The organism is Ureibacillus acetophenoni, assembly GCF_900220965.1.
Lineage (GTDB): Bacteria > Bacillota > Bacilli > Bacillales_A > Planococcaceae > Ureibacillus > Ureibacillus acetophenoni.
In genome coordinates, this window is the sequence record NZ_OBQC01000011.1 from 1 (window position 1) to 15,798 (window position 15,798).

General features: G+C 35.0%; 13 protein-coding genes, 5 tRNA genes and 2 rRNA genes. 19 read left to right on the forward strand and 1 reads right to left on the reverse strand.

Annotation, left to right across the window (positions count from 1 at the left end; genetic code table 11):
- From CRO45_RS13775 to CRO45_RS13855, 17 genes are all read left to right on the forward strand, one after another.
- Positions 1 to 93, forward strand: a 23S ribosomal RNA gene (locus CRO45_RS13775); the annotation flags it as partial.
- A 71-nt stretch (positions 94 to 164) separates the two neighbouring features.
- Positions 165 to 280, forward strand: a 5S ribosomal RNA gene (rrf, locus tag CRO45_RS13780).
- A gap of 336 nt (positions 281 to 616) precedes the next feature.
- A tRNA-Asn gene (locus tag CRO45_RS13785) sits at positions 617 to 691 on the forward strand.
- A gap of 126 nt (positions 692 to 817) precedes the next feature.
- Positions 818 to 892, forward strand: a tRNA-Glu gene (locus CRO45_RS13790).
- Positions 893 to 920: 28 nt separating this feature from the next.
- A tRNA-Val gene (locus CRO45_RS13795) sits at positions 921 to 996 on the forward strand.
- 11 nt (positions 997 to 1,007) lie between these two features.
- Positions 1,008 to 1,091 (forward strand) — tRNA-Tyr (locus CRO45_RS13800).
- A gap of 10 nt (positions 1,092 to 1,101) precedes the next feature.
- Positions 1,102 to 1,173 (forward strand) — tRNA-Gln (locus CRO45_RS13805).
- Between the two features lie 767 nt (positions 1,174 to 1,940).
- Positions 1,941 to 2,846, forward strand: coding sequence for an arginase (gene rocF / locus CRO45_RS13810; protein WP_097150217.1), 906 nt, complete (start codon positions 1,941 to 1,943; stop codon positions 2,844 to 2,846).
- A 236-nt stretch (positions 2,847 to 3,082) separates the two neighbouring features.
- Positions 3,083 to 3,646, forward strand: coding sequence for an RNA polymerase sigma factor SigW (sigW, locus tag CRO45_RS13815; protein ID WP_097150218.1), 564 nt, complete (start codon positions 3,083 to 3,085; stop codon positions 3,644 to 3,646).
- Between the two features lie 12 nt (positions 3,647 to 3,658).
- On the forward strand, positions 3,659 to 4,267 hold the full coding sequence (locus CRO45_RS13820; protein ID WP_097150219.1) for a zf-HC2 domain-containing protein: 609 nt from the start codon (positions 3,659 to 3,661) through the stop codon (positions 4,265 to 4,267).
- Positions 4,268 to 4,654: 387 nt separating this feature from the next.
- The gene (gene cdaA, locus CRO45_RS13825; protein WP_097150220.1) at positions 4,655 to 5,491 is read left to right on the forward strand and encodes a diadenylate cyclase CdaA; all 837 of its coding nucleotides are present in this window, start codon (positions 4,655 to 4,657) and stop codon (positions 5,489 to 5,491) included.
- Positions 5,484 to 6,545 carry a CdaR family protein gene (locus CRO45_RS13830; protein ID WP_097150221.1) on the forward strand — a complete coding sequence of 354 codons (1,062 nt, stop codon included), beginning with the start codon at positions 5,484 to 5,486 and terminating at the stop codon, positions 6,543 to 6,545. Before cdaA ends, CRO45_RS13830 begins: the two co-directional genes overlap by 8 nt.
- A gap of 101 nt (positions 6,546 to 6,646) precedes the next feature.
- Positions 6,647 to 7,999 (forward strand): phosphoglucosamine mutase, encoded by a 1,353-nt coding sequence (gene glmM, locus CRO45_RS13835; RefSeq protein ID WP_097150222.1) that lies wholly within the window; start codon positions 6,647 to 6,649, stop codon positions 7,997 to 7,999.
- 110 nt (positions 8,000 to 8,109) lie between these two features.
- Positions 8,110 to 8,634 (forward strand): type 1 glutamine amidotransferase domain-containing protein, encoded by a 525-nt coding sequence (locus CRO45_RS13840; RefSeq protein WP_097150223.1) that lies wholly within the window; start codon positions 8,110 to 8,112, stop codon positions 8,632 to 8,634.
- A 739-nt stretch (positions 8,635 to 9,373) separates the two neighbouring features.
- Positions 9,374 to 11,176, forward strand: a complete 1,803-nt coding sequence (gene glmS, locus CRO45_RS13845; protein ID WP_097150224.1) for a glutamine--fructose-6-phosphate transaminase (isomerizing) — start codon at positions 9,374 to 9,376, stop codon at positions 11,174 to 11,176.
- 327 nt (positions 11,177 to 11,503) lie between these two features.
- Positions 11,504 to 11,971 carry a putative iron-sulfur cluster-binding metallochaperone gene (locus CRO45_RS13850; RefSeq protein WP_097150225.1) on the forward strand — a complete coding sequence of 156 codons (468 nt, stop codon included), beginning with the start codon at positions 11,504 to 11,506 and terminating at the stop codon, positions 11,969 to 11,971.
- Between the two features lie 9 nt (positions 11,972 to 11,980).
- Entirely contained in the window at positions 11,981 to 12,430 is a 450-nt protein-coding gene (locus tag CRO45_RS13855; protein ID WP_097150226.1) for an NUDIX domain-containing protein, read from the forward strand.
- 167 nt (positions 12,431 to 12,597) lie between these two features.
- On the opposite strand, the gene CRO45_RS13860 is transcribed toward CRO45_RS13855, so the two are convergent.
- Complete coding sequence (locus tag CRO45_RS13860; protein ID WP_097150227.1) at positions 12,598 to 13,836, reverse strand: IS110 family RNA-guided transposase; 1,239 nt, start codon at positions 13,834 to 13,836, stop codon at positions 12,598 to 12,600.
- A gap of 388 nt (positions 13,837 to 14,224) precedes the next feature.
- Here CRO45_RS13860 and CRO45_RS13865 point away from each other — a divergent pair, with 388 nt between their 5' ends.
- Positions 14,225 to 14,707 carry a hypothetical protein gene (locus CRO45_RS13865; RefSeq protein ID WP_097150228.1) on the forward strand — a complete coding sequence of 161 codons (483 nt, stop codon included), beginning with the start codon at positions 14,225 to 14,227 and terminating at the stop codon, positions 14,705 to 14,707.
- A gap of 236 nt (positions 14,708 to 14,943) precedes the next feature.
- A complete protein-coding gene (locus CRO45_RS13870) occupies positions 14,944 to 15,792 on the forward strand; it encodes a TnsA endonuclease N-terminal domain-containing protein (RefSeq protein ID WP_235864605.1) in 849 nt (282 codons plus the stop codon).
- The last annotated feature ends 6 nt before the right edge of the window (positions 15,793 to 15,798 follow it).

Below are 15,798 nucleotides of genomic sequence, written 5' to 3' on the forward strand. Positions count from 1 at the left end.
GATCCCTCAAAGACGATGAGGTAGATAGGTTCGAGGTGGAAGTGTGGTGACACATGGAGCTGACGAATACTAATCGATCGAGGACTTAACCAAAACAAACTTGAACGCTTTCAATGTCTTTATCCAGTTTTGAAGGAATGAACTTCTTTCAATACATAAAATAGTCTAGTGATGATGGCAAAGAGGTCACACCCGTTCCCATACCGAACACGGAAGTTAAGCTCTTTAGCGCCAATGGTAGTTGGGGGCTTCCCCCTGTGAGAGTAGGACGTTGCTAGGCTCAAAAAGTCGTTACTGATTTATCAGTAGTGGCTTTTTTTATACATTAAAATTCCCAATTATTGATATAAACAATTGTTATTCACTTTGAAAACAAAATATCGATTGAATTGAAATAGACTTATAAATATTGAAAATTATACAACAGGTATACGAAGATAAAATATTAAGTTTAATTGCTATAGTAGTATAAGGGTGAGTAAAATTAATCATAATAATTAGGGTCAATCATCAATTATATAAATTAGAGAAAAGTTTTAAAAAGTACTTGATTATTTTCCAATTGTGGATATAATTATAAATGTACTTTAAATTAAACATATATATATTTAATCGTTCCGAAGTAGCTCAGTGGTAGAGCAACCGGCTGTTAACCGGTTGGTCGTAGGTTCGAATCCTACCTTCGGAGCCATTTTTTTTTGCAGTTTTTACGTAATTATTATGAAATAGTATTATTTCAAAAACAATTGCGAAAAGGGTTGCAATAAGTGTTTATTCATGATATTATTATTCTTGTCTTGTTTAGGACATGCCTAATGGCCCGTTGGTCAAGTGGTTAAGACACCGCCCTTTCACGGCGGTAACACGGGTTCGAATCCCGTACGGGTCACCATTTAAATAACAATTGACATTTACTATATGGAGGATTAGCTCAGCTGGGAGAGCACCTGCCTTACAAGCAGGGGGTCGGCGGTTCGAGCCCGTCATCCTCCACCATAAGTGTCTATGGAGAGGTAGCGAAGTGGCTAAACGCGGCGGACTGTAAATCCGCTCCTTCGGGTTCGGCGGTTCGAATCCGTCCCTCTCCACCATTTTAAACGTTGGGGTATAGCCAAGCGGTAAGGCAGCGGATTTTGATTCCGTCATGCCCAGGTTCGAATCCTGGTACCCCAGCTTTTATTTAATAAAAATGATCATCCTTTACTCATCGAGTGAGGGATTTTTTTATGTCTAATTTAAAGTGAGAAGAAATTAATTACAAGCATAATGTGAAATTCTGAAGGAATGTCCTTCATAAGGGTGTGAAGGACATTTGGAAATGAAAATCTGGAGGAAATGTCTTTCATAAGGGTGATGAAGGACATTTGGAAATGAAAATCTGGAGGAAATGTCTTTCATAAGGGTGATGAAGGACATTTGGATATGAAAATCTGGAGGAAATGTCTTTCATAAAGGTGATAAAGACCACTTTAGTGTGAACCCCCGAAAGAAAAGGTTCTGATAAAGTCGATGAAGACTGCTTTAGAGCGAAACCCTAGAAGAAAAGGTCCTGATAAAGTCGATGAAGGTCATTTTAGTGTGAACCCCCGAAAGAAAAGGTTCTGATAAAGTCGATGAAGAACACTTTAGCGTGAAACTCCAGAAGAAAAGGTCCTGATATAGTCGATGAAGACCACGACATAACGAAACCCCAAAGTAAAAGGTCCTGATAAAGTCTCAATCCACTTTAGCGCAAACTCCTAGAAGAACTGATCTTTTTAATCCGTGATAAGGCCTCTAATAAAATGAATAATATATAGAATTACATAATACCTGATATAATGTTTTGTGTTTTAGAGTCCTACATAATTTAACACCTAAAATTGTATAAAAATACAGAAAATTGTTAGGTTGAGCCACCTATAATTACCAATTAAAATATTGGTAAGGGGGAATAAATTATGCAGAATAAAAACATATCAATTATTGGAGTTCCATCAGATTATGGGCAAAGAAGACGTGGTGTCGATATGGGACCAAGCGCTATTCGTTATGCAGGTGTAGTAGAACGTCTTGAAGCATTGGGATATGAAGTAGTAGATGAAGGGGATATTCAAGTTAAAAAAGGTAATTTAATTGTTGAACAAAACAATAAATTGTTAAATATAGATGACATCATTAAAATTAGTACGGAATTAGGAGATCGTGTTGAAAATGTATTAAATGCAGGTCGTTTTCCACTTGTTTTAGGGGGCGATCATAGTATTGCGATTGGTACATTATCGGGTCTAGCAAAGCATTATAAAAACTTAGGTGTTATTTGGTATGATGCTCATGCTGATTTGAATTCACCAGAAACTACACCTTCAGGCAATATTCATGGTATGCCTTTAGCTGTATGTCTAGGAATTGGTGATGATCGATTAACTCAAATACGTGATTTTACTCCAAAAATTAAACCTGAAAATATTATTATCATTGGTGCTAGGTCTGTTGATCCTGGCGAAAAAGAGCTTATTAAAAAACTAGGCATTAAAGTATATTCAATGCACGAGATTGATCGATTAGGGATGACTAAGGTTATGGAAGAGGCAATTTCCTATTTAATTCAAAAACAAGTAGATGGAGTACATTTATCCCTAGATTTAGACGCTTTAGACCCTCTATATACACCGGGAGTAGGCACACCTGTACCAGGAGGAATAACATATAGAGAAAGTCATTTAGCTATGGAAATGCTAGAAGAAGCAAATATTATTACATCAGCAGAATTTGTTGAAGTAAATCCTATTCTAGATGAGAGAAATAAAACCGCAGATACAGCTGTTGCTCTAATGGGATCATTATTTGGTGAAAAATTAGTTTAACTTTCTAAAGATCGTTCAAGTATGATGGTACAAGAAAGAACATAAATTTTAGCATCAGAATTTTAACAATGGTCTAATAGAAAATAGTTTTTATGAATTAAAATATAATGGAAAAAAAAACTAGTTTATACTTTTTAAGGTTTGAAGAAATTCTGTTATAATTTAATTAAAATGAAACTTTTTTTAAAGTTATTCGTAAATATTATGGAACCGAAAAGGGTGGAGAAGAAAACAAGATGGATGCGCTAGTGAACAAAAGAATAAAGCAAGTGCTTAAAGGTGATCAAAACGCATTTTCTGATATTGTGAGCCTCTACCAGCATAAGTTATATCAAATATGTTATCGAATGTTAGGTAACAATCATGAAGCAGAAGACATAGCGCAAGAAGCTTTTGTTCGAGCGTATATCAACCTTCATACCTTCGACCAGAAACGAAAGTTTTCAACTTGGTTGTACAGGATTGCTACTAATTTGTGTATTGATAGGATAAGAAAGAAAAAACCTGACTATTATTTAGATGCAGAAGTTGCTGGTACAGATGGTCTTGATATGTATTCCCAATTATCTTCAGACAATCAGCTACCAGCTGATGCAGTTGAACAAATGGAGCTTCAAGATCGTATTCAATATGAAATAAGTAGATTACCTGACAAATATCGTTCAGTTATTGTATTGAAATATATTGAAGAGCTATCACTACAAGAAATAAGTGAAATATTAGATATGCCCCTTGGAACGGTAAAGACTAGAATACACAGAGGGCGAGAGGCTTTAAGAAAGCAATTAAACAATCTGTAGGAGGTTATATGCATGAGTACGTGTCCTGAGCATATTGTTGACTATATGCACGAGTACTTAGATGGTGATATAAGCAGAGACCATGAACAACAACTGAAAAAACATTTACAAAACTGCTCACCTTGTAGGCAGCACATGCACGAATTGAGTGACACAATAGCTTTTGTAAAAAGTGCAGCACACATAACAGCACCTCCTCATTTTGAAAGCGAGGTTATGAAACGTCTTCCAAAAGGTAAAAGTCGAATAGGTATTCAAAATTGGTTTAGACGTCATCCAATCTTAGTTGCTGCCTGCGTGTTCCTCCTATTTATGAGTGCATCGTTAGTTGGAAGTTATCAAAATAATGATTTCTCTGTTACGAAACAACCAAATTTAATTGTCGATGGTCAAACAGTCATAGTCCCAGAAGGTGAAATCGTTAAGGGAGATATCGTTGTTCGAAATGGTGACTTAATTGTTGAGGGAGAGGTAGATGGAAATGTAACGGTTATTAATGGTCAATACATGGCTTCTACCGCTGTTGTAACTGGTGAAATTGAAGAAATCGATGAAGTATTTGAATGGCTTTGGTACGAGTTAAAAACAATGGGAAATAATGTTGTTGAACTTTTTCAATAAATTAATATATGTAATAAAAATTTCATAAACTTTAATAACTAAAGTCTGCTCGTATGAGTAGGCTTTTTTATTGGAATGACTAAGGTATATAAATTGACCCGATTCGCAAAATAATATGCAACTAATATAGCTTTTTTGGTAGGCATTTTGACTGTAAAAAAAGGTGTATATAGAAGAAATATGATATACTGTTTTTAACATTTAAGAATTTTATTTCTCTTAAATTATTCGTTTAAATACTTCCTTTGAAGATGTTTTCAAATTAAAGAACACCTGACATTACCTTAAGTGAACAATGTGAACTTTTAATGTTTTGATGCGTCAAATAAATAGGTTTTAAATAAGATGATTGTTTAGGGTATTAGCTAGAAAAGTGGGGGATGCCACATGCAGATTATTCAGCAATTTACAGACTTTACACCTGTAAATGTTATTGTTAGCTTTTTAGACGTACTACTTGTCTGGTACGTTGTATATAAATTATTAACCCTCATTAAAGGTACGAAGGCTGTTCAATTATTGAAAGGTCTATTTGTTATTATCTTTTCAAGAATTGCAACAGAAATATTAGGTCTTGATACTTTAGGATGGATGTTGCAACAAGTTATTGACTTCGGATTTATAGCGATAATTATTATTTTCACACCTGAAATTCGAAGAGCTTTAGAACAACTTGGGAGAGGAAAGATCTTTCAGCGATCAACAAGTCAAATTGGCGATGAACAAACTCGATTAATTGAGGCGATTAAAAAAGCCGTTAGTTACATGGCAAAACGCCGAATTGGAGCACTTATCTCCATTGAAAATGAAACAGGACTTACCGAATATATTGAAACAGGCATAAAAATGAATGCCGATATAAGCTCGGAATTACTCATAAATATATTTATCCCAAATACACCATTACATGATGGAGCTGTTGTCCTAAAAAAGACTAAAATTGAAGCAGCTGCCTGTTATTTACCACTATCAGAAAGCACATTTATTTCTAAAGAGTTAGGTACACGTCACCGTGCAGCTCTTGGTTTAAGTGAAGTAACCGATGCCATTACCATTATTGTTTCCGAGGAAACAGGAGCGATTAGTTTGGCTAAGAACGGAAATTTAAATAGAAATTTAACAATTGATGAATTTGAAACGAACCTGAGAAAAATGTGGTTTGGTCCAGAGCAAGATTCGGATCTATCCTCTAAGTGGACTTGGAGGGGGAAAAAGAATGGATAAACTATTTGATAGTCCTTGGATATTACGAATTACCGCATTGGTACTTGCGATCTTAATGTTCTTTTATGTTAAATCATTGCTAAATGAAGGGATTACATCGACTTCAAACAATCATGTAGATGTTTTAACAGATGTTCCTCTTGAAGCGTATTATGATTCAGATAATTTAATTGTTTCAGGTTTGCCTGATACAGTAGATGTAACGATAGAAGGACCAATGCCAATCGTACTAAATACAAAGCTGAAAAAGGATTTTAAACTATTTGTTGACTTAAATACATTGTTAATTGGGGAACATGAAGTTAAAATACAGACGGAAGCCTTCTCGGACAAATTATCTGTAAAAGTTAACCCAGAGACTGTAAAAATTTCAATTGAAGAAAAAGTAACAGCTGAACTACCTATAGAACCCGAAATGAACTATAACCTTATTAATGAGGCATATGTTCTTGAAAGTATGGTTGCTGAACCAAGCACAGTATTTGTCACTGGTGCAAAAAGTGTTATTGCTAGTATAAATTACGTAAAAGCAACTGTGACAGGTAATCCTGGCATCGACCGTTCGTTTGAGCAAGATGCTGAAGTTAAAGTCTTGGATAATAAGTTAAATAAATTAGACGTTGCCATTGAACCAGCAAAAGTTAAGGTGAAAGTAGAGTTAGCGGAGTATAGTCGTGAAATTCCGATTCGAATTCAGCAAGTAGGTACACCGAAGGAAAATGTAACAATTAACCGACTATCAACGCCGACCTCATTTGTCCAAGTATTCGGTCCTAAATCCATTATTGACGGATTGACTGAACTAATCGTAGAATTTGACGTGACAGAAATTGAAAGCACGGGTCAATATGAAGCGAGCCTATCAGTACCAAATGGTGCAACTAAGCTTTCTACGAGTAGCATCATTGTACAAGCAGATGTTACTAAAGAGGAAAGTACTACCTTGGATGATGAAGAATCTTCTAACGAAACAACAAATGAAGAACAAACATCAGAAACTGTAGAAAGTAATACAATTAATAATTCTGAAAGCAACAATTCCAATGGACAGTGACAATGACATTTTAAAAGCAATAATATATACAAAGATTATTGTAGAAGCGTTAAATGCCTAGCATTAAAAGAATGACTAGCATTGAAGGAGAGAAGAATCAAATGGGAAAATATTTCGGAACCGATGGAGTTCGTGGTATAGCTAATAGCGAGTTAACACCTGAATTTGCATTTAAACTAGGACGTGTTGGCGGTTACGTATTAACAAAGCATGCAACAGGTCGTCCCAAAGTAATTATTGGACGTGATACAAGAATTTCAGGACATATGTTAGAAGGAGCATTAGTAGCAGGTTTACTATCTATTGGGGTAGAGGTTATGCGACTAGGAATTATAAGTACACCAGGTGTAGCTTATCTAACAAGAGTTATGAATGCAGATGCTGGAGTAATGATTTCAGCATCACACAATCCTGTAGCAGATAATGGTATAAAATTCTTTGGGCCAGATGGCTATAAACTAACTGATGCACAAGAAGCAGAAATAGAAAGCTATCTTGACCTTGAAGAAGATACATTACCTCGACCAGTTGGGGCTGACTTAGGTACTGTTAGTGATTATTTCGAAGGAAATCAAAAATACATTTCATACTTAAAGCAAACTGTTGATGAAGACTTTATGGGAATACATGTAGCTCTAGACTGTGCACATGGTGCAACTTCATCTTTAGCAACCCATCTATTTGCGGACTTAGAGGCGGATATTTCATCCATAGGTTCTTCTCCAAATGGATTAAACATAAATGATGGTGTTGGGTCTACACATCCTGAAAAACTAGCAGCATTTGTTGTTGAGCGTGGAGCACATGTAGGTCTAGCATTTGATGGTGATGGAGATCGATTGATTGCTGTTGATGAAAACGGAAAAATTGTAGATGGTGATCAAATTATGTTCATCATTGCAAAATACTTAAATCTTAAAAGTCGTTTAAAGAAAAATACCGTTGTATCTACGGTAATGAGTAATATGGGCTTCTATAAAGCACTTGAAGAAAATAATATGACAAGTGTAAAAACTGCAGTTGGTGACCGTTATGTCGTAGAAGAGATGCGCAAAAATGACTACAACTTAGGTGGCGAACAGTCTGGGCATATTATTCTTCTTGACTATAATACAACTGGTGATGGTTTACTTACAGCGATTCAGTTAGTAAATATTATGAAAGTAACTGAAAAACGACTTTCTGAACTTGCATCTGAAATGACAATTTATCCTCAAAAATTAGTAAATGTTAGAGTAACAGATAAGCATGCTGTTACACAAAACGTGAAAGTAGCAGAGGTTATTTCACAAGTCGAAGGTGAAATGTCAGGTAATGGTCGAGTATTAGTTCGTCCTTCAGGTACAGAACCACTTGTACGCGTAATGGTAGAGGCTGCAACTGAAGAAGAATGTGAAAGCTATGTTAATCGAATTGCAAATATTGTTAAAGAAGAAATGGGCTTAGCAGAATAAAATAAGAACAAAAATCCAGTAGATAACTACTGGATTTTTCTTTTATATGCGTTTAATTGCAATTGAAATCGTCAATAGTAGAGATGTACGAAATGATTAGGAGTGATACTATGGCAAAAATTGCAACGTTAATTACTGATTTATTTGAAGATAGTGAATTCACAAGCCCAAAAGAGGCATTAGAAACTGCTGGACATAAAGTAGTGACTATTGATAAACATGGGAACAAAGCGATTCGTGGAAAACAGGGAGAGGCAAGAGTAGAAATAGATTATGGTATTTCAGATGTAAATCCAGAAGACTTTGATGCATTATTTATTCCAGGTGGATTTTCACCAGACTTACTACGAGATGATGACAGAGTCGTAGCCTTTGCAAAATCCTTTATGAGTGCTATGAAGCCAGTATTTGCAATTTGCCATGGACCTCAACTATTAATTACTGCAAGATCAATTGAAGGTCGTGATATAACTGGTTATAAGTCTATTAGAGTAGATTTAGAAAATGCAGGGGCAAAATTCCACGATCAAGAAGTGGTAGTTTGCGGAAAGCAACTTGTAACTAGTAGAACACCAGCAGACCTCCATGCTTTTAATCGTGAAATTGTAAATTTATTAGAAGAAAAAGGATTGTAATAAGACACTTGTATTTGTAACATTAGCCCTCCAATGAATAAATTTTTTATTATATTGTAAGAAAAGAAATAGCATATTCCCCAAAGTTTCCACTAGAACGCCGAACCTAGTGGAAATTTTTTCAATAACATTATTTCGTTAGTATAGTACATACTACACAACTTATTGACGGGAAGTTGCATATTCTGTATGATGAAGTAGGTTTGAATTCCAAATGGAAGGAATTTCAAACACAGCGCATAGGAGGGACAATAGCGCGGTTAAAAGGAAGACAATTATAGCGCCTGAGCTAAGGAAATCGGACGGAAAACTAATCCTTAGTTGACGAGGTGGAGGTTTATCGAAAATTCGGCGGATGCCTCCCGATCGAATGCCCGGTCGTTATTTTCGTTTGAAATCATAAAAGCAATTTTATGGACAAAGAAACGAAATGGCAAATATATAAATGGATAAATGCATCATCAACCTACATTGCTTCTACAGGGGAATTAGACAGAATTCCAAAATTGCAAGCAATCCGTAGTTGTTTTTGTATTGCCTTTTAACTTCATTAGCATTCCACAATTGAATAATGGGATTTTTTCGCGAGGAGATCATTACGAAAAGGTGAAGTTAAGCCACTGACAGAAAGAATAGATGATTCTTTCCGGATCCACTCGGGTAAATTCAGGGCACAAATATGTCCTTACGTATTTGAATAAGGCAAAGTTGATGTGCATTCATGAAAGGGATATTAACTATGTGTGGAATCGTTGGATATAATGGCGTACTAGACGCGAAGGAAATATTATTAAAAGGTTTAGAAAAACTAGAATACCGTGGCTATGATTCAGCAGGTATTGCTGTTCGTAATGATGATGGTGTAACCATCTTTAAAGAAAAAGGTCGTATTGCAGACTTACGTACGGCTGTAAATGATGAAGTAGATGCGAGCATTGGAATTGGTCATACGCGTTGGGCAACTCACGGTGTACCAAACAAACTAAATGCTCACCCTCACCAAAGTGAAACTGGACGTTTTACACTTGTGCACAATGGTGTTATTGAAAACTATCATCTATTGCAAAGAGCTTATTTAAAAGGCATTCAAATGCAATCTGATACAGATACAGAGGTTATTGTACAATTAATCGACTTATTTGCGAGAGAAGGTCTATCAACAGTTGAAGCTTTCCGTAAAACATTATCATTAGTACATGGTTCATATGCTTTAGCATTACTTGACCAAGAAGATGCTGATACGATTTATGTTGCTAAAAATAAATCACCTTTACTAGTAGGTGTTGGCGATGGCTTTAACGTTGTTGCATCTGATGCAATGGCTATGTTACAAGTAACTGATCAATATATTGAACTACGCGATAAAGAAATCGTTCTCGTTCATAAAGATAAAGTAGAAATTACAACTCTAGATGGTCGTGTTATTAATCGTAAACCATTTAAAGCTGAGCTAGATGCGAGTGATATTGAAAAGGGAACATATCCTCACTATATGCTAAAAGAAATTGATGAACAACCAGGTGTGGTTCGTAAAATTATTCAAGAATACAGCGATGCGAATGGTGAATTATCGATTGACGAGAATATACTAGCAGCTTTAAAAGAAGCAGACCGCCTTTATATTATCGCTGCAGGAACAAGTTATCATGCTGGATTAATAGGGAAACAATACTTCGAAAAAATCGCAGGCATTCCTGTAGAAGTGCACATCTCTAGTGAATTCGGTTATAACATGCCGTTATTATCAAAAAAACCATTGTTTATTTTCATAACACAATCTGGTGAAACTGCAGATAGCCGTCAAGTGCTAGTAAAAGTGAAGGAAAAAGGTTATCCAGCGTTAACAATTACGAATGTACCAGGGTCTACACTTTCTCGTGAAGCGGATTTCACGTTATTACTACATGCTGGTCCTGAAATCGCTGTAGCTTCAACAAAAGCATATGTAGCTCAAGTCGCTGTATTAGCAATCGCATCTTTTGTAACAGCACAATCTTTAGGGAAAGATATTGATTTTGACTTAAAACAAGAGTTAGCTATAACTGCAAACGCGATTCAAACATTGGTAGATTCAAAAGATGAATTAGAGCAAATTGCCGAAGATTATTTAAAAGTAGCACGTAACGCGTTCTTCATCGGACGTAACATAGACTTCTATGTAAGTTTAGAAGGCGCTTTAAAGTTAAAAGAGATCTCTTATATCCAAGCAGAAGGTTTTGCAGGTGGAGAACTTAAACACGGTACAATTGCGTTAATTGAGGAAGGTACACCAGTATTTGCTTTAGCAACACAAGAGCAGGTGGCTTTAAACATTCGCGGGAATGTAAAAGAAGTAGTAGCGCGCGGAGCGAATGCATGTATTATCGCTATGGAAGGTATAAACGAAGAAGGAGACCGCTTAGTGTTACCAAAGGTGCACACACTTTTAACACCACTTGTGTCGGTAATTCCTTTACAGTTAATTAGCTACTATGCAGCATTACACCGTCGTGCAGACGTAGACAAACCACGTAACTTGGCTAAATCGGTGACAGTTGAATAACAAAAATAATATAAAAAAACTCGTGTTGAAAGACAAAAAAGTCGGGAACTGAACAAAAAAGTTGGGAACTGGACAAAAAAGTCGGGTACCAAACAAAAAAGTTGGGAACTAACATTAAAAAGACTCGATCCAAAATTAGGGTCGAGCTTTTTAGTTATTTTAAAAATAGTAAAGGAATTATCCAATTGATTGGAAATTGTGATATTGTAAAATTAATGAAATAATGAAGTATGGAGAAAAGTCCATTCTTCAACTAACAGAACATAATAGTTGAATTAAAATGTTATAATTTTCTTATTAATTTGAGGTGGAAGGTCGGTGTAGTATATGTCTGATTGTTGTTCAACAAATACAAAAGAAATGGTTTCTGAAACTAGTGTTTCTGAATATTGTCCATCTTGTAAGAAAAAAGGTAAAAAAGTAAAAATAATTACGTTGAAAGCCATCTTAAAACCATCAGTATTAGATTCTTTAAATCCTAATTCAGAACATTTTTTCTGTAATTTAGAGGGATGTGATGTTGTGTACTTTGATACAGACAAAAAAACATACTCAATATCGGAAATTAAGGTTCCTGTTTTCCAAAAAGACGATTCTCTTACTGTACCAATTTGCTACTGTTTTGATTGGACCAGAGAAAAAATAACTCAATACGTGAAAGATGGACTTGCTTCAAAGCCATTAGAACATATTAAACAAAATGTAAAAGAAAATCGTTGTGGTTGTGAGGTAAACAACCCACAAGGTAGTTGTTGTATGGGGAATGTTACAAAGTTCATTAAACAGTTACCGTAGGAGGATTTCATGGATTATTGTGAAACTATGAGGGATATAATCGGAAACTCCCCTTTGATAATAGTTAGACCAAGTGTAGCTATCATCAATAATCAAGGTGAAATTTTACTAAATAGATACAAAGGTGGAATTTGGGGTCTTCCAGGTGGAATATTGCAGTTAAATGAGTCAGTTGAGGAATGTATTAAAAGAAACGCACAAGTTGATTTAGGGTTAACTATAAAATCATTACAATTATTTGGGGTATATTCTGGTCTGGAACTCTATACGAAGCCAGAAGATGGCGAAGATGAGTATCACATTGTCGCAATTGGGTATCTATGTACGGACTATGAAGGTGAACTATCTCCAGACGAGAATCAATCCATTGAAGCCAAATTTTTTAAATTTGACCAATTACCAAAAGAAACAGATCCATTTATTAAAAATAAGTTGGTTGAATTAAATGGAGAATTTTAAAAAGAATTTTTAAAAATATCAGCCTTATTGTGCTAAACCAGCTAATAGTTTGTCAATAATTTTCTATAAAAAGATTAATAAGCTCATGCTATACTAAAAAAGTGCATGCCAAATAACCTTCCTAATTATTATTGGAAGGTTTTGTTGTATTAACTTAGATATAGTTATTAAGCTATATCCTGGAACGTAGTTCTGCTTTTTAATAAGGCGTAAATCCAATGTAAGAGCTTATTAACACATGCTATTACGGCGACTCTGAAGGGTTTTCCTTCTTCACGTTTTTTGTCGTAAAACTCTCTTAGTCTTTTATTTCGTGGAATAATCTCTTCGGTTGTCTTAGATTTTCGTGCATCTCGAATACCGCTCTGAACGGCCATATATAAGGCATGGCGAAGCCTATTAGATCCTCGTTTGGTTATTCGGTTAATTGATGCAGTAAATTTTCCTGATGAATATACACTAGGATCTACTCCAGCGAATGCAACGAGTTTTTTGGCACTATTAAACCGATCTATCTCTCCAATCTCGGAAATAATCGTTGCAGCGATTTTTTCTCCGATTCCAGGGATAGATTGGAGTAATTCATATTCTTCAATCTCTTGAGCGAGAGAATCAATCTCATCTGCTAACTTTGATAAATGCTCTTGGTATTGAAGAACAATCTTTATTAACATCTCAAGATTAAAAATATGGCTTTCGTAAAGGTTATGTTGAAACGGGTTACGAAGTGCTGCTTCTTTTAATTTTATTGCTCGTTCATTTGCCCATTGTTCAGATCGACTCGTACATAGTGAAGCTATTTTCTCCGTTAATTCTTCTTCCGTAACACTTAATACTGCCTCAGAAGTAGGGAAGGCTAGTAAAGTATGTAATGAAACTTTTGAATACAAGCTTCCAAATACCCCTCGATATTCGGGGAAAACCTGATCTAATAAAGAATGGAGCTGTACTTTCGTCTTTGCAGCGATTTCCGCAATACTCTCTTGTTGCCGCGTAAGGTTACGAAGATTTAAGAGTTGTATTCCTCTTTTTTTATAAGGTTCTAATTCTTCCTTATAAAACAGTTCACAAAGGTGATAAGCATCAATTGCATCTGTTTTAACCTTTCTAAGACTTGAGCTTTTGGCTCGATGTGAGATAAGTGGATTGATGATAATATAAACATATTTTTGTTCATCTAAGAATTGAACCACAGGTATATGATAATGCCCCGTAGATTCCATTACGACCGAAGGTTGAACTCCATTAGCAGCTATTTCTACCTCATGAAGAAACTCTAAAAAAATCTCTAAACCTTTAACATTATGCTCAATACTAAAACTCTTACGATATGGTTTACCTTTATCTAAAAAAGCTTGTACTTGGCTTTCACCTTTAGAAACATCCAGGCCAACTACTGGATTCATATATACATCTCCTTCAATTTATTCGATTAGTCGGTATCCCCTAAGGCTCCTTGTAATGTCATAGGTTCGCTTGTTAAACGGGATCATGGTCCCAACCAGCCTGAAACATGTTTATACAAGTAGGGGGTGAACAGTTTAGCTAACGGGATCGAGTCCCACGGAGGCGACGTTCTACCCCGACTACCGTTATAATAAGACCATATAGAAAAAGGTCAACCAGAAATATCTGGCTAACCTTATATTACGAACGGAGGCTTTACTTCATTAAGAAGTAAAGCTTATTTGTTCTTTAGTTAACGAGCGAAAATGCTATATGACTTTAAAGGGATTTTATGAAATGATGTAGAAGATAAGAAAGGATTAGAATCTTTTTCAGAGGGGGATGAAAGTGTATATCGAAAATATTAGAAATACCATTAAATTAATGACAGATGATCAGTATAATGAATTTTTAATAAAATTGAGAAGAAATTTAAAATACAAATTCTCAACCGATATTAAACCCTCTGAGTTAAAGAATCAAGTTGAAAAGTTTATTAATAAAGAAACAGATAAAATATCAATTCGGTATCTTGAAGCTTATCTTTTAACATTAAACAATCTTTCAGTGGATGGAGGGATAAAAGCAATCCTTTCAGGGAAAGTTTCTAAAGCTAACACATGGAGGGACTTGATAATACTTGCCACACAAGATCAACCACTTCCACGTAATGTAAATATTAATGCACTTGATGATGTCATAATTAAGGATATTAAATCGCTATTTATCAATGTAGTAAAATACTGTGCAAACGAAAAAAAAGAAGTATTTAGAGATAATATACATATCGTTAATCAGTTTCTGTCTATTCCGAAAGACTTGGATAAATAACTCCAAGTCTTTTTTTATTGTAAAATTTAGGGAAAGTTTACTTTATGTAGTTTGTAATTTACATTTTATGTCCAAAATATATATTAATATGTAGTTTGTATTTTACGTTGAATTGAACAAAAAAATATTTACTTTTAAAAAATTTAATTAGAAATATATTTTTTCATTAATTTGTTTTTTTTGTTAGGGTTTTTGTTGGGAAAATTTGTGACAAGTATGAATAAGTTTCAGTGCCTATGATAGGAACAGGTATTACCGAACAAGGAGTGATTATTATTACAAAGAGAAAAAATGAATTAACAGAAAAGAAAATCTGTGATATGGAAAAAGAGGGTAGGGGGAAAGGGACTGGAGAGCATTATAAGCCATGGATTAACATTCAGGACTTCCCATCAAGTGGACTTGCGACAAGAGGTAAAGGTTGGAAAACAAATCGAATCCATCAATTTTTATCCAAATTGGAACGCAGTTATTACTATGTATTGGAATGGAATGACTGTGTTGTAGATATTAGAGAGCAATACCCATTAACTCGGGATGATACTTGGATTATTGCGAATGAAAAAGGAATTAAGCATCCAACCGATCCAAAATCTCAAATTCCTATTGTCATGACGACTGATTTTCTTATTACGATAAAAGACTCAAAAGGCACTAGACATGTTGCTCGTACAGTAAAACCATCAAAAGATTTGGAAAACGAGCGGATTATTGAAAAATTTGAGATTGAACGTACCTATTGGGAAAGTCGCGGGATTGATTGGGGGATTATTACGGATAATGAAATTCCCAAAGATATGGTAGAAAATGTGGAATGGTTGCATTCCTCATATTTTAAAATTGAGGATTTGCCTAGCTCCACGCTTTATACGTATGCCCAACAACTAAAAGCTTTTATTAAAAAATATAACACTTCCATTATTGAAATAGTGACCCAATTTGATCAAACCTTTCAATTGGAAAGTGGTATGGGACTCGAAATCCTAAAGCATTTAATTGCTCGAAAAGAAGTGCCTGTTGATATAACCAAGAAGATTTATACCCACCTTTGGGTAGAGGATGTATTCAAATTTGAATCTATTTAAGAAAGA

Bases quoted from the DNA above. Each gene is read 5' to 3' on its own strand.
- rocF (WP_097150217.1), top strand. From the start codon at position 1,941: ATGCAGAATAAAAACATATCAATTATTGGAGTTCCATCAGATTATGGG.
- sigW (WP_097150218.1), top strand. From the start codon at position 3,083: ATGGATGCGCTAGTGAACAAAAGAATAAAGCAAGTGCTTAAAGGTGAT.
- CRO45_RS13820 (WP_097150219.1), top strand. From the start codon at position 3,659: ATGAGTACGTGTCCTGAGCATATTGTTGACTATATGCACGAGTACTTA.
- cdaA (WP_097150220.1), top strand. From the start codon at position 4,655: ATGCAGATTATTCAGCAATTTACAGACTTTACACCTGTAAATGTTATT.
- CRO45_RS13830 (WP_097150221.1), top strand. From the start codon at position 5,484: ATGGATAAACTATTTGATAGTCCTTGGATATTACGAATTACCGCATTG.
- glmM (WP_097150222.1), top strand. From the start codon at position 6,647: ATGGGAAAATATTTCGGAACCGATGGAGTTCGTGGTATAGCTAATAGC.
- CRO45_RS13840 (WP_097150223.1), top strand. From the start codon at position 8,110: ATGGCAAAAATTGCAACGTTAATTACTGATTTATTTGAAGATAGTGAA.
- glmS (WP_097150224.1), top strand. From the start codon at position 9,374: ATGTGTGGAATCGTTGGATATAATGGCGTACTAGACGCGAAGGAAATA.
- CRO45_RS13850 (WP_097150225.1), top strand. From the start codon at position 11,504: ATGTCTGATTGTTGTTCAACAAATACAAAAGAAATGGTTTCTGAAACT.
- CRO45_RS13855 (WP_097150226.1), top strand. From the start codon at position 11,981: ATGGATTATTGTGAAACTATGAGGGATATAATCGGAAACTCCCCTTTG.
- CRO45_RS13860 (WP_097150227.1), bottom strand. From the start codon at position 13,836: ATGAATCCAGTAGTTGGCCTGGATGTTTCTAAAGGTGAAAGCCAAGTA.
- CRO45_RS13870 (WP_235864605.1), top strand. From the start codon at position 14,944: ATGATAGGAACAGGTATTACCGAACAAGGAGTGATTATTATTACAAAG.